The sequence below is a fragment of the Streptomyces lydicus genome, assembly GCF_004125265.1.
Classification (GTDB): Bacteria; Actinomycetota; Actinomycetes; order Streptomycetales; family Streptomycetaceae; genus Streptomyces; species Streptomyces lydicus_C.
The window spans coordinates 8,404,001-8,423,334 of the sequence record NZ_RDTE01000003.1 but is presented as its reverse complement, the minus strand read 5'-3'; the positions used below and the strand labels follow the sequence as shown (position 1 = coordinate 8,423,334).

The following is a 19,334-nucleotide window of genomic DNA, read 5'->3' as shown; positions in this document are numbered from 1 at the left end:
TCACTGTCCTGTCCTGTGGCCGTACACCTCGCGGATGGCGGAGCGGATATGGGGATAGGCCGCGCAGCGGCAGATGTTGCCGCTCATCCACTCGGCGATCTCGCTGTCGGACCCGGCATGTCCTTCGTTCAGCACGGCGACGGCCGACATGATCTGCCCGGGTGTGCAGTACCCGCACTGGAAGGCGTCGTGCTCGAGGAAGGCGCGCTGCATCGGGTGCAGTTCCCCGCCGTCGGCGAGGCCTTCGATGGTGGTCACTTCCCGGCCTTCGCAGGTGACGGCCAGCGTCAGACAGGCCAGCACTCTGCGCCCGTCGACCCAGACCGTGCACGCCCCGCAGGTCCCCTGGTCACAGCCCTTTTTGGAACCGGTGAGAGCCATGTGCTCACGCAGCGCGTCGAGCAGGCTGACACGGGGTTCCAGGTCCAGGACGCGCAGGACGCCGTTGACGACCAGGTCCATTTCGACGCTGTCGGGCCCTCGCGTTCGCAGGGCCGAGGACTCGGCGACGGACGTTGACGCGCCTTTGTCTGCCACGACACTCACCTCGGAGTCGGTGCCCTACGTCGAGCCTCCGTCCGGTCGTACGGGCTCGCAACCGGACGAAGGGTGTCTCGCAACCGGTCGAAGGGTGCGACGGAGGGCGTGACGCAGACGTTCCGAGCGGGCGGGCTGGGTGCACCCCGAGGTGCCGGAACGGGACACCCGGAGAGACGTCAGGCAGGACACCCGGAGACCCCTCACCGGGACACCCGGAGATCCCCGGCGGGTCCCCCTACGGGATAATGCGCAGCATGCGGATCTCAGCCAGAGCGGACTATGCCGTGCGGGCGGCGCTGCAACTCGCCGCTTCCCAGGATGCGGGGCCGCTCAAGGCGGAGGCCATTGCCCAGGCGCAGGACATTCCGCACAAGTTCCTCGAAGGCATCTTGAACGACATGCGCCGGGGCGGACTCGTCCACAGCCGGCGTGGCGGCAACGGCGGCTACCGGCTGGCCAAGCCCGCGGAGGCGATCAGCATCGCGGATGTCATCCGCGTCGTGGACGGCCCGTTGGTGTCGGTACGCGGAGTCCGCCCGCCGGAGTTGTCCTACACGGGGCCCGCCGAGTCACTGCTGCCGCTGTGGATCGCGCTGCGGGCCAACGTCCGCCAGATCCTCGACGGCGTCTCCCTGGCCGATGTCGCCTCGGCCGAGCTGCCGGACCCGGTATCCGCGCTGACGGAGGACCCGGCGTCCTGGTCCAACCCTTAGGGCTTCCCCAGGGCTCGCATCAGGCTCTCTCCGGGCTCCTTCCGGTTCCCCTCAGGACTGCCTCAGGCCATCTCAGGGCCGCCTCAGGTTTCCGGAGACCTCTCCGCGACCGTCCGGATGCCAAGACCGGCCCGTCCATCCCTTGAACGCCCCTTGATCCGCCCGCAGTCCGGAAGCATCCTCTTCCCTATCAATCCAGTGGGAAAACTAGGGAATCAGGGGTGGGAGAAATGGGCGTGCGGACACCGGTACGTACCGATGCACCGGCCGGCGGTCCGGTCTCCCCGACCGCGCCGGAGACACCCGACGGGACGGTGAACGGAGCCAGGCCGAAGAAATCCGCCGCACGCCCCGCCTTCACGGAGCCCCGCCCCCTCTCCGAGGAAGGACTCCGGCTCCGCATCACCCGGGAGATCGCCGATGATCTCGCCGTCGACGCGCTCAGCCGCGACCGCGTCGGCAAGCCTCCGTTCGACGAGGCCGCACGGCTGCGCGAAGCGGGTCTGACCGGCCTGCTGACACCGCCCGGACCGGACCGGCGCGGCACCGACTGGCGTACCGCCTGCGCGGTCGTCCGGGAGATCGCGGCGGCGGACAGCTCCATCGGTGAACTGCTGGCCCGGCACTACGTGTTGTCGTGGAGTGCCCGGTTCTTCAGCACCCCGGACAGGGCCGACGGGCTCGAACTCCGGTCGGTGGCGGAGCAGTGGCTCTGGGGCGGCAGTACCGACATCCCGGACCTGGAGCCGACGGCGGGCCCCGACCTGACGCTCACCCCGGCCGGCGGCGGGTACGTCCTCCACGGGTGCAAGGCCCTCGCCGCGGGCGTCCAGGTCGCCGACCGGCTGGTGCTCGGCGCGGTGTGCGCCGAGAGCGGTGAGTCACTGATCGTCTGCGTCGATCCGGCCCACCCGGGAGTGACCGCCGATGCCGAACACGACCGCCTCGGCCAGCGGCTCACGGGCGCCGGGCGCCTGAGCTTCGACGGTGTCCCCGTCCCCGCCGACCAGGTCCTCGGTGCCGTCCCCCACGACGAGCACGCCCTCTCCCCCTTCGCCACACTCGCCCCGCTGGCGCTCCGGCTCGCCCTTGCCCACGTCAGCCTGGGCACCGCCGAAGGGGCGCTTGCCGAGGCACGGGACATCGACCGGTCCGCCTCGCGCAGCCGGCCGGCCACGGAACCGGACGACGGTGCGTACCCGGATGCCTACCAGGATGTGTACTCGGATGCGTACGCGGACCGGACGGGTGCGGACCCCTACCTGCTGCTCGCCTACGGGGAGTTGGTGACGGCCGCCCACACCGCCGCGGCGGTGGTCGAATCGGCGACCGAGGGCTTGGCGCGCGGCCTTCTCGCGGGGCAGGAACTCGGGGTGGACGAGCGCGCGGACATCGCGGTCCTGGTCGCCGCGGCCGAGGCCGTCACCAGCAGGTCGGCGATGGACATCACGACCCGCGTCCTGGAACTCACCCAGGGCGCCGGCTCCCCGGCCGGGGCCCTGGGGTTCGACAGGTTCTGGCGCAACGCACGTCTGCTGACGGCGCAGGCCTCCCCCACCCACTCCCTCCGCGATATCGGCGACCACTATCTGAACGGCACGCACCCCGCCCTGACCTTGCGCGCCTGACGGGCTGCCGCCGACCGGGCGGACTACGCGGTTCCGGGGACGCCGGGCGGAGTCCTCGGAACCGCGGACACCGAGCGGACTCTCGGCTCCGCGCGATACCGGGCGGACTCCTCGGCTCCGCGCGATACCGCTAGGCCGCACCGCCGCGCCACCGGGGTAATTCGCCCGGCACGGTCGGCGTAGCTTCGGACGGATCCGTGCCGGGGGCTGCTACATCTCGTGGGGGCATCCCCGAGCGGGGCGGCCCCGTCGGCCCTGGGAGGTGGCGCCGTGTCCGTAGTGCGCAACGATTCCCTGCCGCCTCCCAGACGGGGAGAGCCCCTGCAGCGGTTGCTGTTCGGCGGGGTGTACGGCTCGGTGCTCGCCAGTGCGCTGGCGGCCGCGCTGGGCCATGAAGGGAACCCGGCGGATCCCGGGTACGACGCGTTGTGGGTGGCGCTGTCGGCGGTGGCGTCGGCCGCCGCGCACGGCTACGCCCATTCCATCGCGCACCGGACGGACGAGGACACCCAGGTCACCGCCGGCGCGGTGCGTTCCATGCTGACCGAGTGGCCGCTGGTGGCCGCCATGGTACCGACGATCGCGGTGCTGCTCGGCGCCCATGCGAAGTGGTGGGGTGAGGCGAGCGCGATCGATGTCGCCCTGGGCTTCAACATGGTGGCGCTGTTCGGCTGGGGGGTATGGGCGGCCCGGGTGGCGGGCCGGGGCTGGGCGGGGTCCTTCCGGGTCGGCGGGGTGGATGTGCTGATCGGGTTGTTCATCGTGGTGGCGAACGTCTTGAGCAAGTAGGGGACGGCGGTGGCCGCGCGGGGCGCGGGGCGAGGGCCAACCACACGGACTCGCCCCCGCCCTCGCGGCCCCGCGCCCCCGCGGCCGTCCGCCTCCGACGATTCAGGTGACGGGTTCCACCGCCAGCCAGGCGGCGATGGCCTGGGCGATGGGCTGGTCGGTCTCCAACTGGACGAAGCCGAACTGGCCGCCCTGGTTGCATTCGAGGAACCACCACGTCCCGTCCGGGTCTTCGGCGAAGTCAAAAGCACCATAGGCAAGTTGGGCGGTGGTCATATAGGTGCTCACCGCCCGGTGGACGGAGTCCGGCACCTCGGCGGGTTCCCAGGTGCCGTGCTGGCTGAAACGGCTGTCCACTTCGTCGGGGTCGGCTTTCTTGCGGGCGGCGAACAGCTGCTCGCCGACGCAGGTCAGCCGGATGTCGGCCTCCTTGTGGATGTGCTGCTGGAGCAGGGTGGGCCCCGCCGCGACCCCGCTGAAGTCCGCGTCCGGGCTGATGCGCGTGGTGGGCAGCACCAGCGGCGGGTCGCCGGGGTGCTTTCCGCTGACCGACTTCACCACGAGGTCCTGGTGGGCGGCGGCGAACTGCCGGGCGACCGCCGGGAATGTGGTGACCAATGTGGGGGGTACGAGGAAGCCGCTGCGGTGGGCGATATGGAGCTGCCAGGGCTTGTTGCGTGCCTGCACGGACGCGACGGGGTGGTTCATCCAGCGCGCCGGGGTGCAGGAGAGCATGCCGTACAGCGCCTGCTCGGACTCCGCCGTGATCCAGGCGGACTGTTCCGGGGCGCGGGCCCCGGGGGTGCCGGGGCGGCGGACCCATACCGAACGCAGGCTGCTGAGGCTCACCATGCGGGTGCCCGCTTTGAGATATCCGTGGAAGTCGTCCCCGGAGTACTCCGCCGACAGGGCGACCCTTCCGGGCAGGTCGGCGGGGTCGAGGCGGACGAGCGGGACACCGAGGTCCTGCAGCGTGGACACCACGATATCCGCCGTCAAGTCTTCCTCGCAGGTGAGGACCAGGACGGTCATGGGGGCGCTCAGTCGTCGAAGTGGGTCTTGGAACCGGCGGTGGAGGCGGTGGTGCCGGTCGCCAGCAGCACCGCCCGGCTACAGGTGGCCGGGCGCCCGTCCGGGAGGACGTTGAGTTGCCGCGTGGCGTCATAGCTGTAGGGGGTGGTCGTCGGCGATTTCACCGCCGGACGGGCGTAGCTCAACGCAAACGGTCGCATACCTTCTCCTTCGAAGCCCGGTTTCCGAGCCCTTGGCGCGGGGCACACTTGAAGGCCCCGTTTGATGACTCTGCACGGAAGACGCGACAATCTGGTCAGTAAGTTGCTTCATTTGCTCGTTTTCGGCGATCCTCTTGACTCAAATGCAGCGATCACGTACTCACCGGCCGTGCCAAGTACCGCCGTGGAGGCACGCCCTGACGGCCCGTTCAGGAAAGAGCGCACACCGATTGCCCACCCCGGAGAAGGCTTCCCCGCACGGGACTTGAGCACGCGGAAGGGCCCCGGCACGGCGATCCGTGGCGGGGCGGAACTGCACGCCGGACGGTGTGCACCTCGCGCTCCGCGCCCGCCGCATGGGCGACGGACGGGACGTGTGCAGAAAGGTGTGCCGTGTGGGGCTGGTGTGCGGGGTACGGGCGGCTATCCGGGCGACGGCCTCTCGTCGGCCCGCACCGGCAACGGCCCACCGGCCAGGATGGCAGTGACGAGCTTCACAGTCAGCCGGTGCCATTCGCGAGCGCCGCGGAGCATGGTGTGGCCGCCGCGCGGCATGGCGACCGCATGGGCCCGGGCACCCGACTGCCGGGCGCGGTCGGCGAAGAGCCGGGAGCCCTCGGGGTCGGTGATCCGGTCGCGGTTGTCGTGCAGCAGCACGACGGTCCGGTCGCGGAGATGGGAGACGGGTTCCCCGGGCGGGCACCACGGGGCGAGCGCGACGATGCCGCGGACCGCCGGATGCCCGCCGGTGTGCAGGGCCGCCCTGCCGCCCATGGAGTGGCCGACGAGCACAACCGGCACATCGGCGGCGAGCGCGGCCAGTTCGTCGAGCGCCCCGCGGGCGTCCCGGGCGGCGTCCGCCCGCGGGCCGTTCCAGCCGCGGCAGCGGTAGCGCACGGAGGCGAGCAGCAGTTGCCGCCCGCCCGGGGCCCGGGACATCGCGGAGCCGAAGGGCCGCATCCGCAGGGCGGGGAGGTTGAGCCGCGGAGGCGGAGTACGACCGTCCGCCCGGCCGCCGTGCAACAGCAGCACCGCGGCCCGTGGCGGGTCCGGGTGACGGTGGACGAGCAGCGGCCGGTGCGGGGTGCGGCGTCCGCCCTCGATGTCGCCGCCGTTGTGGCTGTCGCTGCTCATGCCCATGACCATGCCCCTTCCCGTACTCGTGCCCCTGCCACGGCCGTCACCCTTGCCCTCGCCCTTGCCCTCGTCGTTGCCTGGGTTCGTGGGCGGTTCCGGGCCGGTGGTCATGGGCAGGTGTCCTCCGGGTGGGGGTGGCGGGCGGTGGCAGAGGAAAGAAACCGCTGGTGCGGGCCGTGTAGGCAGCGTAACCGGGGCGGTCGGCCAGATGGTTCTCCAGCAGTCGCTTACCGCTGCCGTAGACGAGCAGATACGACATCAGCAGGGGCGAGAGCACGGCGACCGCGGCGCTCTGCGGGGTGCCGCAGGCCGACAGGAACAGCCCCCACCAGACGAGGAAGTCGCCGAAGTAGTTGGGGTGCCGGGTCCAGGCCCACAGGCCGCGGTCCATGATGCGGCCCCGGTTGCCGGGGTTGGCCGTGAACCGGACAAGCTGGAAGTCGCCGACGCTCTCGAAGACAAGGCCGGTCGCCCACACCACCCCGCCGGCGACGGCGATCGGCCCCGGCGGCACCGCAACATACTGAGCCACCTGCACCGGGAGCGAGATCAGCCACACCAGCCCGCCCTGCAACAGGTACACCGTGCGCAGGGCGTAAGCGTCGCGGCTGCCGGGGGCCTTGGCCAGCAGCCGCTCATAGCGGGGGTCCTCGCCCTGCCCGCGCCCGCGCCGGGCGATATGGACGGACAGCCGCAGCCCCCACACCGCCGTGGCGACGGTGACCAGCAGCCGCCGGCCGTCGTCCCCGTAACCGGCGGACAGGACACAGGTGGTGAGCGCGACCGCCGTGAACGCCGTGCCCCAGGCGATGTCCACCAGCCGGTGCACCCCCTTGGCCCGGGCGACGGCGAATGTGGTGAGCATGACGGTGAACGCGGCACCGGCCGCCACGGCGAGGTTGACGGCAAAGGCCGCCCAGGGGAATCCGGTCATGGCCGCGCTTGCCCCGCGTACCGGTCATGAGGCGTCGCCGGCATGCCGGTCTCCCCGGCCGGGGTGGTGCGTACCGCGAGCCGCAGTGCGGTCAGGGCCAGCCGGGCCGGCTGCCGGGAGCCGGAAACTGAGGGCGCCTCCTTCGGCCCGGCTTCGCTGCCGTCCCAGGCGCGCAGCCGCACGGGCAGGTTCCCCTCGAAGTGGCCCGCGAGCAGTGCGGTGAGACGGGGCGCGACCCGCGTCATCGGCGGCCTCCGTTCCGTGCCGTCGTGGCGTCCTTGGCCAGGAGCAGCTGCCGTACGTCCAGGTAGCCGGCGCGGAATCCGGCCTCGCTGTAGGCCAGATAGAACTCCCACATCCGGCGGAACACCCCGTCGAACCCCAAGGCGCCGACCGTGGCGGTCTGTTCGGCGAAGCGCTCGCGCCACAGCCGCAGCGTCTCGGCGTAGTGGCCGCCGAATCCGTCGTTCTCCTCCACCCGCAGCCCGGCGGGCGCGGCGCACTCCTCGATGGCCCGGACGGAGGGGATGATGCCGCCCGGGAAGATGTACTTGTGGATCCAGGTGTAGGTGGTGCGGGTGGCGAGCATCCGGTCGTGCGGCATGGTGATCGCCTGGAGCGCGATGCGGCCGCCGGGCGCCAGCAGGCGTTCCAGGCTCTGGAAGTAGACGGGCCAGTAGTCCTCGCCGACGGCCTCGATCATCTCCACGCTCACCACGGCGTCGTGGACCCCGGTCACCTGCCGGTAGTCACACAGTTCGACCGAGACCCGGTCCGTGTATCCGGCCTGGGCGATACGGGCCTGGGCGAGCGCGCGCTGCTCCTGTGACAGGGTCACGGTGACCACGCGGGCGCCGCGGGCGGCGGCACGCAGGGCCAGTTCTCCCCAGCCGGTGCCGATCTCCAGCAGGCGGGTGCCCTCGCCGACACCGGCCAGGTCCAGCAGCCGGTCGATCTTGCGGTGCTGGGCACCGGCCAGATCGCTCCAGGCGGCGGGGCGCCGGGGGAAGAGGGCCGAGGAGTACGTCATGGTCGGGCCCAGGAAGAGCGCGAACAGGTCGTTGGACAGGTCGTAGTGACGGTGGATGTTCTCCCGTGCGCCCTCCGGTGTGTTGCGCTGTGCGCGGGGCCGTCGGTGCGCCCAGGCGCCGCGCAGCCGCTGCAGGGGGCGGGGCACCAGCGAGGTGAGGTGGGAGGCGAGGACGGTCAGTGCGCCGACCAGTTCGTCCGTGTCCCACTCCCCCGCCATGTAGGACTCGCCGAAGCCGATCAGCCCGTCGGTGCCGATCCGGCGGAAGAACGCGTCGGGGTCGTGTACCCGCAGCAGGGGCCCCTCGGCGCCGGTGACGGGTGCATCGCCGAGCGCCACCCTCAACGGCAGTGCGGCCAGGGCCCGTTGGACGAGGAGCCGGGTCACGGCGGTACGGGCGGACGAGCCGCGCGGAGTGCGCGCCACATCCGGCCACCTGGCCGCGTCCACCTGCTCCCGGGCCGTGGTGGGTGCGGCGGCCGGGGCGAGGGCGGCACCTGCTTCGGTGCGGTACGGGACGGAAGTCTTCACTGCATACCTTCCTGGATACGGTGGCGGGGGCGGGTCCTGACGGGCAGACCCCGCAGGAACAGGGCGATGCCGTGGCGGCGGATCCTGGCCGTGACCGCGGCCGTCGACCAGGGGTGGCGCCGCACCATGGCCAGCAGGTGCCGCGGGGTCGCGGGCCGCCGGGTGCCGCGCACGGTCGCGGTGAACGGCCTGGTGCCACCACGCCGCAGCTGTACGGTCAGATCGAGCCGGCCGGCCGGTTCGGGCAGGCGCATCCGGTAGGCGCCGTCGACCGGGAAGAACGGTGAGACATAGAAGTCCTTGGTGACGTCCGCCCGGCCCTGGGCGTCGGTGTGCAGCAGGTAGCAGTGGCGCTCGCCGTAGGTGTTGTGCACCTCGGCCACGACGCACACCTGTGCACCGCTGCGGTCGTGGCACCAGTACAGGGTCAGCGGATTGAAGACATGGCCCAGGACCCTGGCGTGCGCGAGCATCAGCACCCGCCCGCCGTCCAGGCGCACCCCGCGGCTCGTCAGGAACCGTTCCAGACCGGCCCGGAGGGACGGTGCGGTGCCGGCGAAGTGGTCCCGGGGGTCGAACCGGGCCAGCGGGCGCAGGGCGAGCGGGAGCCGCGGCGGGCGGTCGAGGTCGACCAGCCAGAGGTAGGTGCGGTGGCGCAGCGAGTGGTGCACCGGGACCGTGCGGGTGTGGGAGACCACGCACTCGTAGAGCGCGGGTGTGCGGACGGCGGTGGCGGGGGTGGTGGCCGGGACGGTGACCGGGGCGGCCGTTCGGGGTGTCACCAGCGCACCCCCAGGGCCGCGGCGGCCTGCACCCCGGAGCGGCAGCCGTCCTCGTGGAAGCCCCAGCCGTGGTAGGCGCCCGCGAAGGCGGTGACCGCCGTGTTCAGCCGCGGCAGACTCTGCTGGGCGGCGACCGACTCCGGTGTGTAGACGGGGTGTTCGTAGACCATCCGCGCCAGGATCCGGTCGGCGGCGACCCGGTCGGTGGCGTTGAGGCTGACGAGGTAGTCCTCCGGGGTGTCCAGCCGCTGCAGACGGTTCATGTGGTAGCTGACCTGCACCTTGTCCGCGGGGGTGGTGCAGGAGGCCATCAGGTAGTTCCAGGAGGCCCGGGCACCGCGGGCGCGGGGCAGCAGCGAGGTGTCGCCGTGCAGCAGGGTGGTGTTGGGCGAGTAGGAGAACGCGCCCAGGACCCGCCGTTCGTCGTCGGTGGGGTCGGCGAGCATCCGCAGGGCCTGGTCGGGGTGTACGGCCACCACCACCGTGTCGTACGCGCACTCCACGCCGTCCTCGGTCACCACCCCGGCCCGGTCGTGGCCGCGGTGCACCGCCCGCACCGGGGTGCCGGTGCGGACCGCCGTGAGCTGCTTGGCGACCCGGCCGACGTACTCCACCGAGCCGCCGGTCACCGTCTTCCACCGCGGGGAGCCGCCGACGGACAGCAGCCCGTGGTGGTCGAGAAAGCGGAACAGGTAGACGGCCGGGTACTGCAGGGCGGTGGTGGGGGCGCAGGACCACACCGCGGAGACCAGCGGGGTGACGAAGTGGGTACGGAAGTACCGCGAGAAGCCGCAGTCGTCGAGGAATCCGCCGAGGGTGAGCGTGTCACCGTGCTCCGCGGCGAGCGTGGTGCGGGCCGCGCGGTGGAAGGCCCGGATCTCGGTCAGCATCCGCAGGTAGCGCCCGCGCAGGGCGCTGCGCGGCTGGGCGAAGAGCCCGGCCAGACCGCGGGCGCCGGCGTACTCCAGGCCGCAGCCCTCACACCGTACGGACATGCTCATCTCGGAGTCCTGGGTGGCCACGCCGAGTTCGCCGAACAGCCGCAGCAGCAGCGGGTAGGTGCGTTCGTTGTGGACGATGAAGCCGGTGTCGACGCGTACCACCCGGCCGTTGGACGAGACCGTGTCGTGGGTGTGGGCATGACCGCCGAGGCGGTCGTCCGCCTCGTACAGCGACACCTCGCATCCGCCTCGCTGCAGCACATACGCGGCGGTGAGTCCCGCCACCCCGCCGCCCACCACAGCTATCCGTCGGCGCTCCACCGCAGGTGCCTCCTCATGTCGGGGCGGGCCGCGTCCGGGGTGCGGCGGCCCGCTCACCGGGGATTCGGTGCCGGGGGCGGGGCGGATTGGTCTCGATGTTCCGGGCCACCGCGACGTGCCGGCGTGCAGAGCGCCCGGACAGGACGGGGCCGCTCGCCGGGGAGGCGCCGGCAGGATGTGCGGCCGGCCGTGGGCGCGTCGACGGACACCGGCGGCCGGCCCTGGAGGGGCCGGCCGCCGGTGTCACCCGTCGTGAAACGTCCGCTCAGACCCGCAGGAGCCCCAGCGGCGGGCTGGTGGGGCTGCTGGAGCCGCCCGGGGGTTCGGCCGTGACGCCGACTCCGTCCGCGCCCTGTGGTCCGCCGGTCAGCAGCATCGTGCCCGAGGAGCGGCCGGGCTCGACGAGTCCGGCGGGCACCATCGTGCCGTTGCGGCTGTACCAGAGTTCGTACACCCGCCGTTCCGGCAGTGCCGGCAGGCCGTGGTAGAGGAAGGCGGTCCGTCCCATCCGCCGGGAGGCCACCACGGTCCCGCTGCCGCCGCCCTTGAAGGCCGTGGTGTGGAAGGTGGCGTCCGGCGCGGTCATCAGGGCGCTGATCTCGGCCGCCTGCGCCTCGGCGCGGGCGGTACGGTCCCGCTGCCGGTCGGCGTCGTAGCGGGCGTTGACGGCCAGTCCGCCGGCGACCGCGGCGACGGCCAGGCAGGCGGCGGCCGCGAGGTAGGGCAGGCGGCGGCGCGCGCGACGGCGCATCGGGATCACCGTGGCCTCGCGCGCTGCCGGGGGAAGCTGCCGGACTTCGGGAAGGGCCGCCATCACCCGCGTCCGGAGATCCGCCGGCGGCACCTCGGCGACCGCCAGGGCGAGCCGGGCGGCGGTCTCCTGCAGCTCCCGCACCTCCCGGGCGCAGGCCTCGCACTGGGCGAGGTGGCGGGCGAACTCCGCCGCCTCCCGGCCGGACAGTGCGCCCAGGGCGTAGGCACCGGTGAGCGTGTGCAGATCGACGGCGTTCATGCCGACACCCCCAGGCAGTCGCGGAGCCGGATCAGCCCGTCGCGCAGCCGTGTCTTGACCGTGCCCAGCGCGGTGCCCAGCAGGTCGGCGGTCTCCCGGTAGGTGTACCCGCGGTAGTAGGCGAGCGTCACCGACTCCCGTTGGAGTTCGGTGAGCTGCCCGAGGCAGCGGCGCACCTGCTCACGCTCCAGCCGCCGTTCGACCTGTTCGCTGACCTCGTCGAAGGCCGCGGTGTAGGCGTTCACTCCGGCCCGGTGGTCGCGGTCGGCCGCCGCCTGGGCCGAGCGCACCCGGTCCACCGCGCGCCGGTGGGTCAAGGTCATGATCCAGGCCATGGCGCTGCCCTGCCGCGCGTCATAGCGGGCCGCGGACCGCCACACCTCGATCAGCACCTCCTGTGCCACCTCCTCGGACTGGGCGGGGTCCCGTACCACCCGGCGCACCAGACCCAGCACGGAACCGGCGACCGCCGTGTAAAGACTCTCGAATGCTTGCTGGTCACCGCGGGAGACGCGGTCGAGCAGTGCTTCCAGGGCACCGGAATGCGGCGCTGAGGATCGGTCGCCGCGGGCTGCGACGGGCATGGACACCTCCGGACTGTGACAGGGTCACCGGTGATTCGGTGCCGGGCGACACCCGGATTGGTCGGAAGGGATTCTGGCCTACGCCGCGGCGGGCACCGCGGGCGGGCCCACCGGTTTCCCGCGCGTCGGACACCGCCTCCCGGCCCCTCGCTGCGGAAGGATCACCGTCGGGCTCGTCGAGGCACAGGGAGGTCCGGGCGTGCGGGACGCGGATGTCGTCATCGTCGGCGCGGGAGCGGCCGGGCTGTCGCTCGCCTTCCGGCTGTGCGCACCGGCGGCGGGCGACCGGGAGCTGCGGGTGCTGCTCGTCGACGCCCCGCACGGGCCACTCACTCCGCCGGAACGGACCTGGTGCTACTGGGAAGCGCCGGGCGGCGTCTTCGACTCCGCGCTGACCGCTTCGTGGGAGCGGCTTCGGGTGCACGGCCCCGACGGGGCGGCGACGGAAGGACGGCCCGCGCCCTTGAGGTACAAGATGCTGCGCTCGCGCGACTTCGAGGCGTTCGTCGGCGCCCGCCTCGCCGTCCGGAGCGGCGCCGTGCGGGCCACCGCGGCGGTGGAGTCCGTACGGGACGCCGCCGGCGGCGCGGAGGTACGGGGGCGCGACGAGGCGGGACGTCCGGTGGTCTTCCGGGCGCGCTGGGCCTTCGACTCCCGGCCGCCGGGCGTGCGGCTCCCGCCGGCCCGCACCACTCTCCAGCAGCACTTCCGGGGCTGGTTCGTCCGCACCGGACGGCCGGCGTTCGATCCCGCGACCGCGGATCTGATGGACTTCCGCACCCCGCAGCCCGCGCACGGCCTGTCCTTCGGGTATGTCCTGCCGCTGAGCGAGCGCACCGCGCTGGTGGAGTACACCGAGTTCTCCCGCCGGATCCTGCACACCGCCGCCTACGAGCGGGCGTTGCGCCGGTACACCGCGCAGGTGCTGCGGCTGGACGATTTCCGGGTGACCGCCGTCGAGCAGGGCGTGATCCCGATGACCGACGGCCGGTTTCCGCGGCGGGCGGGCCGCTCGGTGTTCCGTATCGGGACCGCGGGCGGCGCCACCCGTGCGTCGACCGGATACACCTTCGCCGCCGTACAGCGGCAGTCCGCGCACCTCGCGGCCGCCCTCCTGGCGGGCCGGCATCCCCTCCCCCCGCCCGCGCACACGGCCTGGCACCGGGCGATGGACGCCGTGCTGCTGCGTGCACTGGACCGCGGCCGGGTGGACGGCGCCGAGTTCTTCACCGGGCTGTTCCGCGCGGTGCCGATGGAGCGGCTGCTGCGGTTTCTCGACGGCCGCTCCCGGCTGTGGGAGGACGTCACCATCGGCCTGCACACCCCGGTGCTGCCCATGCTCCGTACCGCCGCCGAACTTCCGCTGCTGCCCCGTACGGGCCACGGTGCGGTGAACCGGCCCCGTCACACGTCCCCAAAGACCGGAGGAGAGCCGGCCATGACACTGCCGCACGAGGGACCATCGTCCACGGGGTGCGCCCCGCGGGAGCGAGCGTGAGCCGCGGACGTGCGCCGGGCGGGGCCGCGCGGCACGGACGCGACCGCCGGGCGCAACGGGTGCCGGGGCCGCCGGGGCGGGAGCGGGCCGCGCCCGACGGACCCGTTGTCACGGTGGTCGGCGGCGGGATCGCGGGCCTCGCCGCCGCGACCGCGCTGGCCGAGCGGGGGGTGCGGGTGACGCTGTACGAACGCGAAGCGGACCTGGGCGGCCGGCTGGCGGGCCGGCCCGTGCACCTCGCCGACGGCTCGACGGCGACCATGAGCCGGGGATTCCACGCCTTCTTCCCGCAGTACTACAACCTGCGGGGGCTGCTGCGCCGGGTCGACCCCGGGCTGGACATGCTCCGGCGGCTGCCCGACTACCCGCTGCGCCACCGTGCGGGATGGCAGGACAGCTTTGCGCGGGTGCCCCGGACACCGCCGTGGAGCGCACTGGGTTTTGTGGCGCTCAGTCCCACGTTCACCTGGCGGGATCTGGCGCGGATGCGTCCCGGTGCGGCCCTGCCGCTGCTCGACGTACGGGTGCCGCAGGTCTACGAGCGGCTGGACGGCATCAGCGCCCGGGACTTCCTCTCCCGCATCCGCTTCCCCGAGGCCGCGCGGCATCTCGCGTTCGAGGTGTTCTCCCGGAGTTTCTTCGCCGACCCGCGGGAACTGTCCGCCGCGGAACTGGTGTTGATGTTCCACATCTACTTCCTCGGCTCCAGCGAGGGGCTGCTCTTCGACGTGCCCGCCGAGCCCTTCCCGCAGGCGTTGTGGCACCCCCTCGGCCGGTATCTGACGGGGCACGGGGTGCGGCTGTGCACGGACACGGCGGTGACCCGGGTCGAGCCGGCGGCGGGCGGCGGGGTGCGGGTCGTCGCGCGAGGCGAGGCGCGCCGGTTCGACGCGGTGGTGCTGGCGCTCGACCCCGGCGGGCTGCGGCAACTCACAGCCGCTTCGGACGGGTTGGGGGACGCGGCATGGCGGGCGCGGATCGGGCGGCTGCGGACCGCGCCGCCATTCCTGGTGTCGCGGCTGTGGCTGGAGCGGCGGGTGCGCGCCGACCGGCCCGGTTTCCTGGGCACCAGCGGCTACGGGTCCCTGGACAACATCAGCGTGCTGGAGCGCTGGGAGGGGGAGGCGGCCCGCTGGTCGGCCCGCACCGGCGGCTCGGTTCTCGAACTGCACGCCTACGCCGTCTCCCCCGGTGCCGACCGGGCGGACGAACAACGGCGTCTGGTGGAGCAGTTGCACACCGTGTACCCGGAGACCCGCGGTGTCCGGATCGTCGACCGGCGGCACGAGTGGCACGCGGACTGCCCGCTGTTCCCGGTGGGCGGGTTCGGCGACCGGCCGACCGTGCACACGCCCGACCCGCGGGTGGTGGTCGCGGGCGACGCGGTGCGCACCCCGTTCCCGGTGGCGCTGATGGAGCGCGCGGCGACGACCGGGTTCCTCGCGGCCAATGCGCTGCTGAGGGGCTGGGGCGTACGCGGCCAGACCCTGTGGACCGTGCCGGACCGGGGGCGCTCCGCTGCACTGCGGTGGGCGGCGCGGTGGGCGGAGCGGTGAGGGGGGGTGCTCCCGTTCCGTCGGGGCGGCGGGCCCCGGGACCTGCCTTCCAAGCCCGTTGAGGCAGAAGGGACTTCGAAGGCAGGCCCCGGGGCCGCCGGCCGGTGTCAGCCCGGGAAGCGTCCGCTGCTGCGCAGTTCCCAGCGGCGCTCGGCGTAGGCCAGGTCGTCCCGCCACAGCCGTCGCGAGCCGGCGCGCAGCAGCGGGCGCAGGGCGGGCGCGGCCGCACGTGCGAGGGCGAAGCCGGGGCGAGAGGAGGTGGCGACGATCGCCTCGGTGACCGCGGTGCGCGGCCGCCCCCGGTCGTCCGGGCCCAGCGGGGTGGCATGGGTCTCCACCACGGAGCCCCGGCCCTCGCCGGCCACGATCCGCATCACCACCGTGCGCGGCGCGGGCGCGGTGAACAGGGCCGTGACCGGCACCACCGCCCGTCCAGCGACCTTGAAGGAGACCTCGACGGCGATGCCGTCCGCCTTCTCCCCGCCACCGTCCGAGGGGGCGCCGGCCACGGTGAGGTCGACGAAGGAGTAGGGGTGGAGCCATGCCCCGTGCCACGGGTCGAGGCGGTTGGCGATCACATCCTCGGGATCGCACCGGCCGGTGACGGTGTGCACCGCGGTGACGGCACCCGCCGTCCGTGGCCGGGCGGGCAGGACCGGCTCGGGCAGCGGCCGCTCCCCGCCGGCCTCGTCGAGACGCACCCAGGCCAGCAGCCCGTCGTCGTACGCGGGGAACGGCTCCCAGCCCGCGAACGGGGCACCGTCCAGGGCGAGTCCGTGCCAGCGGCAGCGCAGGATGCCACAGTGCACGGGGCTCCGGTCCAGCGGCGCACCGAGGTGCGGACAGGCCCCTGGCCCGGCCATCAGCCGGCCGCCCACGTCGCGCCAGGCGACGACCTCGACACCGGCGACGGTGCGGCCGAAGGCCCGGTGGGCGCCGATGCCGCCGCTCGCGCCGAGGACGAACCAGTTGCCGGACGGGCGGGCGAGGGCGGCCTTGACGGCGTCGGCGATACGCGCGGGGTGCGCGTCGCGCCAGGTCGGACGCTGCGCATCCCACGGCACGGGCCTCGGCCGCAGCCGGAGCGGGAGCCGCGGGGGCCGGCGGGCCTGTCGGGTCATGAGGTCTCCTCCTGCGGGCGGTGTGGCACCCCGGCACGTCGCACGGCGGGGCGGCGGGCGGCGATGCGGGCGGCGGCGACCCGGGCCAGACCGGCGGACGCGGTGGCCGCGCGGCGTCCGCGGGAGACCACCGCGCGGCGGTGCAGCACGGCGTACCCCTCGTCGCGCACGGCATCGAGGATGGCGCGGTAGAGGACGAACGCGGTGCGGATGCACGGGCGCGACACCGGGTCGAGCAGGGCGAGGCCGGGTTCCGCCTCGCGGTAGACGCCGCGGGTGAGCTCGGCGGCCGCCGTCATGGCGGCGGTGATCCGTGGATCGCGGTGGCCGGTGTCCCTGCTCCACCGCAGCAGTGCGCGGTCGACGCCGTGCGCCGCGAGCAGGTCGGCGGGCAGATAGATCCGGCCCCGGTCGAGGTCTTCGCCGACGTCGCGCAGGAAGTTGGTGAGCTGGAAGGCGACGCCCAGGGCGGCGGCGTGCGGAGCGGCTTCCTCCTGCGGCACGACAGTGCCGAGCACCGGCAGCATCTGAAGCCCCATCACGGCGGCCGAGCCGTGCACATAGCGCCGCAGGTCCTCGTACGTCGGGTAGTCCGTCACGGTCAGATCGCTGCGCATCGACGCCATGAAGTCCGTGAAGTGCCGGTGGTCGATGCCGTACACGGCCGCGGTGTGCGCCACCGCACGCACCACCGGTTCCGCGGTCTCTCCCCCGCGCAGGGCCTCCTCCAGGCAGCGCTGGAGGGCGTCGAGCGCCCGCGCGCAGTCGGCGGTGGAGCGGCCCGCTCCGGGTTCGTCGACGAGGTCGTCTGCCCGGCGGGCGAAGCCGTACAGGGCGTGGACGGCAGACCGTCGTTCCACCGGCAGCAGCCGGGTGGCGAGGAAGTAGGTCTTGCCGTGCCGGGCGTTGAGCCGGCGGCAGTGGGCGTAGGCGTCGCGCAGGAGGGGGTCGGTGATGCCTGCGGCGTCCAGCTCGCGAGCGGTCATGCCGGGAGGCCTCTCGGGGTGGGGCGGGGCGTGCCTGCGGGGGAACGGGCGGGCCGGCGGCCGGTGATCCGGGCCGCGGCGAGCTTGCCGGAGATCAGGACGGTGGGCACGCCGACGCCCGGGGTGGTGCCGCAGCCCGCCAGCACGGCGTTCTCGGTGCCGCGCACCAGGTTGCGGGGGCGGAAGGGGCCGGTCTGCGCCAGGGTGTGGGCGGCGGAGAACGGTGTTCCGGCGGCGAGCCCCTGCGCTGCCCAGTCGGCGGGGGTGACCAGGTGGTGCACCTCGGTGGCGGCACCGATGCCGGTGAGTCCCCGGCGCTCCAGTACGGCGAGCAGGCTGTCGCGGTACCGGGGCGCCAGGTCGTGCCAGTCCCCGGCGCCGGGGCCGGTCTCGGTGTTGGGGCAGGGCGCCAGGATGTAGTGCAAGTGGCGGCCTGGCGGGGCGAGTTGGGGGTCGGTGGCGGTGGGGCGACTGAGCAGCAGCGAGGGGTCGCTCATCAGCCGGCCGGTGCGGGTGAGTTCGTCGAAGGTCCGCTCCCACGCGGTGCCGAAGGAGAGCGTGTGGTGTGCCAGCCGCGGCCAGGTCCGGTCGGTGCCGGCGTGCAGGACCACCGCGGAGGGCGCGTGACGCAGGCGGAGCGGGCGGCGGGGGCGCCGGCCGAGCAGCCGGTGGACGAGCGGGAGGTCGGGGGTGAGGACCACCGCGTCGCAGGGGATGCGCTCGTGCGCGGTCACCACGGCCGTGATCCGGTCACCGCCGCGTTCCAGCCGCGTGACCGGATGGCCGTAGCGGAATGCGGCACCGGCGTCGGCGGCCGCGTCCGCCATGGCGCGGGGCAGCGCGTGCATCCCGCCGCGGGGGAAGTACACCCCGCCCACCGTGTCCATATAGGCGATGACGGCATAGGCGGCCAGGGCGCGCGCCGGCGGCACGCCGGCGTACAGCGCCTGGAAGGAGAAGACCCGGCGCAGCCGCGGGTCCGGCAGGAAGCGGCCGATGCGGTCGTCGAGCCGGCCGAAGCCGCCGAGCACGGCGAGGCGGATCAGGTCCGGGTGCAGCAGCTGCAGTGGTGAGTCGAAGTTGGCGTCGATGAAGCGGTGCCGCTGGACCGCGTACAGCTGCTGGAGCCAGTGCCGCAGCCGCCGGTAGCCGTGGGCCGCCGCGGGGCCGGCGAACCGTTCGACCTCGGCCTCCATGGCCTGCGGGTCCGTGTGCACGTCCAGTTCGCTGCCGTCGGCGAACCGGGCGCGGTACGCCGGGTGCAGGGCCCGCAGTTCCATCCGGTCGGTGAGCCGTTCGCCGACCGCCGCGAACGCCTCGTCGATGAGGTCCGGCATGGTCAGCACGGTCGGCCCGGTGTCGATGCGGTAGCCGTGGCTCTCGATCCGGCCGGCCCGGCCGCCGGGCAGCGCCTCGCGCTCGACGACCGTCACCCGCCGGCCGGCGCCGAGCAGATGCAGCGTGGCGGACAGCCCGGAGAGGCCGGCACCGACCACCACGACGTGGTCGGTGGGCCCCTTGACGGTTCTCATGCGCTGTCCCCTTCGGCTGAACTGCCCTCGTCGGAAGAACCGCTGCCTTCAGGCGGACCGGGCGCCGTTGGCGGGCGGGGTGATGACGCCGGGGCCGGTGACGGCGGCCTCCGGGCCCTGACCGGGCATCAGGCCCCGCTGTACGGCGCCGCGGTCAGAGCAGGTCTCGGTGGAGGTGCTGGTGATCAGCTCGGTACGGGTCGGCACGGGTGACTCCTTCAGTGGGTGGGCGGTGCCGGCGAAGGCCACAGGCCCGGTGCCGCCCGGCTCGCAGGCCGGCGCGGACCGGCACCGCGCGTCCGTTCAGCGGCAGCCCGGGGCGCCCGGGAAGGTGCCGGTGCGGTCGGGGCTGTGCCTCGCGCCTCCAGGCGGGCGGGCGACGGCAGGCACACCGGTGGCCGGTGTACGGGGACGGTCTCGCGCTCCTACCTTCTCCGACCCGGCGCTCGGGCCACGGGCTTGAAGGC

20 protein-coding genes are annotated in these 19,334 nt (G+C 73.5%); 5 read left to right on the top strand and 15 right to left on the bottom strand.

The genetic code is table 11. The features are described 5' to 3' along the window. The gene (locus tag D9V36_RS39695; protein WP_241721234.1) at positions 1-537 is read right to left on the bottom strand and encodes a (2Fe-2S)-binding protein; all 537 of its coding nucleotides are present in this window, start codon (positions 535-537) and stop codon (positions 1-3) included. Between the two features lie 257 nt (positions 538-794). On the opposite strand from D9V36_RS39695, the gene D9V36_RS39690 reads away from it, so the two are divergent. From D9V36_RS39690 to D9V36_RS39680, 3 genes are all read left to right on the top strand, one after another. Beyond that, on the top strand, positions 795-1,253 hold the full coding sequence (locus D9V36_RS39690) for an RrF2 family transcriptional regulator (RefSeq protein WP_129298026.1): 459 nt from the start codon (positions 795-797) through the stop codon (positions 1,251-1,253). 236 nt (positions 1,254-1,489) lie between these two features. Continuing rightward, positions 1,490-2,881: an acyl-CoA dehydrogenase gene (locus tag D9V36_RS39685; protein ID WP_241721233.1), complete on the top strand. Its 1,392-nt coding sequence runs from the start codon at positions 1,490-1,492 to the stop codon at positions 2,879-2,881. Between the two features lie 270 nt (positions 2,882-3,151). Then, a complete protein-coding gene (locus D9V36_RS39680) occupies positions 3,152-3,670 on the top strand; it encodes a hypothetical protein (RefSeq protein ID WP_129298025.1) in 519 nt (172 codons plus the stop codon). 102 nt (positions 3,671-3,772) lie between these two features. Here the strand turns inward: D9V36_RS39680 and tgmB are convergent, their stop codons facing one another. The 10 genes from tgmB to sigK all read right to left on the bottom strand — a co-directional run bounded on the left by tgmB (position 3,773) and on the right by sigK (position 12,174). Further along, the gene (tgmB, locus tag D9V36_RS39675; RefSeq protein ID WP_129298024.1) at positions 3,773-4,702 is read right to left on the bottom strand and encodes an ATP-grasp ribosomal peptide maturase; all 930 of its coding nucleotides are present in this window, start codon (positions 4,700-4,702) and stop codon (positions 3,773-3,775) included. A gap of 8 nt (positions 4,703-4,710) precedes the next feature. Then, the gene (gene tgmA / locus D9V36_RS39670) at positions 4,711-4,902 is read right to left on the bottom strand and encodes a putative ATP-grasp-modified RiPP (protein WP_030079154.1); all 192 of its coding nucleotides are present in this window, start codon (positions 4,900-4,902) and stop codon (positions 4,711-4,713) included. Positions 4,903-5,325: 423 nt separating this feature from the next. Further along, a complete protein-coding gene (locus tag D9V36_RS39665; RefSeq protein WP_129298023.1) occupies positions 5,326-6,036 on the bottom strand; it encodes an alpha/beta fold hydrolase in 711 nt (236 codons plus the stop codon). A 46-nt stretch (positions 6,037-6,082) separates the two neighbouring features. After that, on the bottom strand, positions 6,083-6,973 hold the full coding sequence (locus tag D9V36_RS39660; protein ID WP_129298022.1) for a DUF1295 domain-containing protein: 891 nt from the start codon (positions 6,971-6,973) through the stop codon (positions 6,083-6,085). Continuing rightward, positions 6,970-7,218, bottom strand: a complete 249-nt coding sequence (locus D9V36_RS39655) for a hypothetical protein (RefSeq protein ID WP_129298021.1) — start codon at positions 7,216-7,218, stop codon at positions 6,970-6,972. Before D9V36_RS39655 ends, D9V36_RS39660 begins: the two co-directional genes overlap by 4 nt. Continuing rightward, on the bottom strand, positions 7,215-8,534 hold the full coding sequence (locus D9V36_RS39650) for an SAM-dependent methyltransferase (RefSeq protein WP_129298020.1): 1,320 nt from the start codon (positions 8,532-8,534) through the stop codon (positions 7,215-7,217). The genes D9V36_RS39655 and D9V36_RS39650 overlap by 4 nt, the downstream gene beginning before the upstream one ends. After that, positions 8,531-9,232: a DUF1365 domain-containing protein gene (locus D9V36_RS39645; RefSeq protein WP_241721400.1), complete on the bottom strand. Its 702-nt coding sequence runs from the start codon at positions 9,230-9,232 to the stop codon at positions 8,531-8,533. Before D9V36_RS39645 ends, D9V36_RS39650 begins: the two co-directional genes overlap by 4 nt. 80 nt (positions 9,233-9,312) lie before the next feature. After that, positions 9,313-10,578 (bottom strand): NAD(P)/FAD-dependent oxidoreductase, encoded by a 1,266-nt coding sequence (locus D9V36_RS39640; protein WP_129298018.1) that lies wholly within the window; start codon positions 10,576-10,578, stop codon positions 9,313-9,315. Between the two features lie 265 nt (positions 10,579-10,843). Further along, positions 10,844-11,590 carry an anti-sigma factor gene (locus D9V36_RS39635; RefSeq protein WP_129298017.1) on the bottom strand — a complete coding sequence of 249 codons (747 nt, stop codon included), beginning with the start codon at positions 11,588-11,590 and terminating at the stop codon, positions 10,844-10,846. Continuing rightward, a complete protein-coding gene (sigK, locus tag D9V36_RS39630; RefSeq protein WP_129298016.1) occupies positions 11,587-12,174 on the bottom strand; it encodes an ECF RNA polymerase sigma factor SigK in 588 nt (195 codons plus the stop codon). The genes D9V36_RS39635 and sigK overlap by 4 nt, the downstream gene beginning before the upstream one ends. A 199-nt stretch (positions 12,175-12,373) precedes the next feature. Between sigK and D9V36_RS39625 the strand changes: the two genes are divergently transcribed. Further along, positions 12,374-13,672 carry a lycopene cyclase family protein gene (locus tag D9V36_RS39625; RefSeq protein WP_129298015.1) on the top strand — a complete coding sequence of 433 codons (1,299 nt, stop codon included), beginning with the start codon at positions 12,374-12,376 and terminating at the stop codon, positions 13,670-13,672. After that, entirely contained in the window at positions 13,669-15,228 is a 1,560-nt protein-coding gene (locus tag D9V36_RS39620) for an FAD-dependent oxidoreductase (protein ID WP_129298014.1), read from the top strand. The genes D9V36_RS39625 and D9V36_RS39620 overlap by 4 nt, the downstream gene beginning before the upstream one ends. A 107-nt stretch (positions 15,229-15,335) precedes the next feature. On the opposite strand, the gene D9V36_RS39615 is transcribed toward D9V36_RS39620, so the two are convergent. From D9V36_RS39615 to D9V36_RS41290, 4 genes are read right to left on the bottom strand one after another with little or no spacing between them, the layout of a single operon-like run. After that, positions 15,336-16,349, bottom strand: a complete 1,014-nt coding sequence (locus D9V36_RS39615; RefSeq protein WP_129298013.1) for a DUF5914 domain-containing protein — start codon at positions 16,347-16,349, stop codon at positions 15,336-15,338. Next, on the bottom strand, positions 16,346-17,335 hold the full coding sequence (locus D9V36_RS39610; RefSeq protein ID WP_129298012.1) for a phytoene/squalene synthase family protein: 990 nt from the start codon (positions 17,333-17,335) through the stop codon (positions 16,346-16,348). Before D9V36_RS39610 ends, D9V36_RS39615 begins: the two co-directional genes overlap by 4 nt. Continuing rightward, a complete protein-coding gene (crtI, locus tag D9V36_RS39605) occupies positions 17,332-18,867 on the bottom strand; it encodes a phytoene desaturase family protein (RefSeq protein ID WP_129298011.1) in 1,536 nt (511 codons plus the stop codon). The genes D9V36_RS39610 and crtI overlap by 4 nt, the downstream gene beginning before the upstream one ends. Before the next feature lie 48 nt (positions 18,868-18,915). Beyond that, a complete protein-coding gene (locus D9V36_RS41290) occupies positions 18,916-19,074 on the bottom strand; it encodes a hypothetical protein (RefSeq protein ID WP_164993121.1) in 159 nt (52 codons plus the stop codon). Positions 19,075-19,334: the final 260 nt, after the last annotated feature.

What these genes read in the sequence shown, in the direction of transcription:
- D9V36_RS39690 (WP_129298026.1), top strand. Translation starts at nt 795, where the DNA reads ATGCGGATCTCAGCCAGAGCGGACTATGCCGTGCGGGCGGCGCTGCAA.
- tgmB (WP_129298024.1), bottom strand. Translation starts at nt 4,702, where the DNA reads ATGACCGTCCTGGTCCTCACCTGCGAGGAAGACTTGACGGCGGATATC.
- tgmA (WP_030079154.1), bottom strand. Translation starts at nt 4,902, where the DNA reads ATGCGACCGTTTGCGTTGAGCTACGCCCGTCCGGCGGTGAAATCGCCG.
- D9V36_RS39665 (WP_129298023.1), bottom strand. Translation starts at nt 6,036, where the DNA reads ATGAGCAGCGACAGCCACAACGGCGGCGACATCGAGGGCGGACGCCGC.
- D9V36_RS39660 (WP_129298022.1), bottom strand. Translation starts at nt 6,973, where the DNA reads ATGACCGGATTCCCCTGGGCGGCCTTTGCCGTCAACCTCGCCGTGGCG.
- D9V36_RS39655 (WP_129298021.1), bottom strand. Translation starts at nt 7,218, where the DNA reads ATGACGCGGGTCGCGCCCCGTCTCACCGCACTGCTCGCGGGCCACTTC.
- D9V36_RS39635 (WP_129298017.1), bottom strand. Translation starts at nt 11,590, where the DNA reads ATGAACGCCGTCGATCTGCACACGCTCACCGGTGCCTACGCCCTGGGC.
- sigK (WP_129298016.1), bottom strand. Translation starts at nt 12,174, where the DNA reads ATGCCCGTCGCAGCCCGCGGCGACCGATCCTCAGCGCCGCATTCCGGT.
- D9V36_RS39615 (WP_129298013.1), bottom strand. Translation starts at nt 16,349, where the DNA reads ATGACCCGACAGGCCCGCCGGCCCCCGCGGCTCCCGCTCCGGCTGCGG.
- D9V36_RS39610 (WP_129298012.1), bottom strand. Translation starts at nt 17,335, where the DNA reads ATGACCGCTCGCGAGCTGGACGCCGCAGGCATCACCGACCCCCTCCTG.
- crtI (WP_129298011.1), bottom strand. Translation starts at nt 18,867, where the DNA reads ATGAGAACCGTCAAGGGGCCCACCGACCACGTCGTGGTGGTCGGTGCC.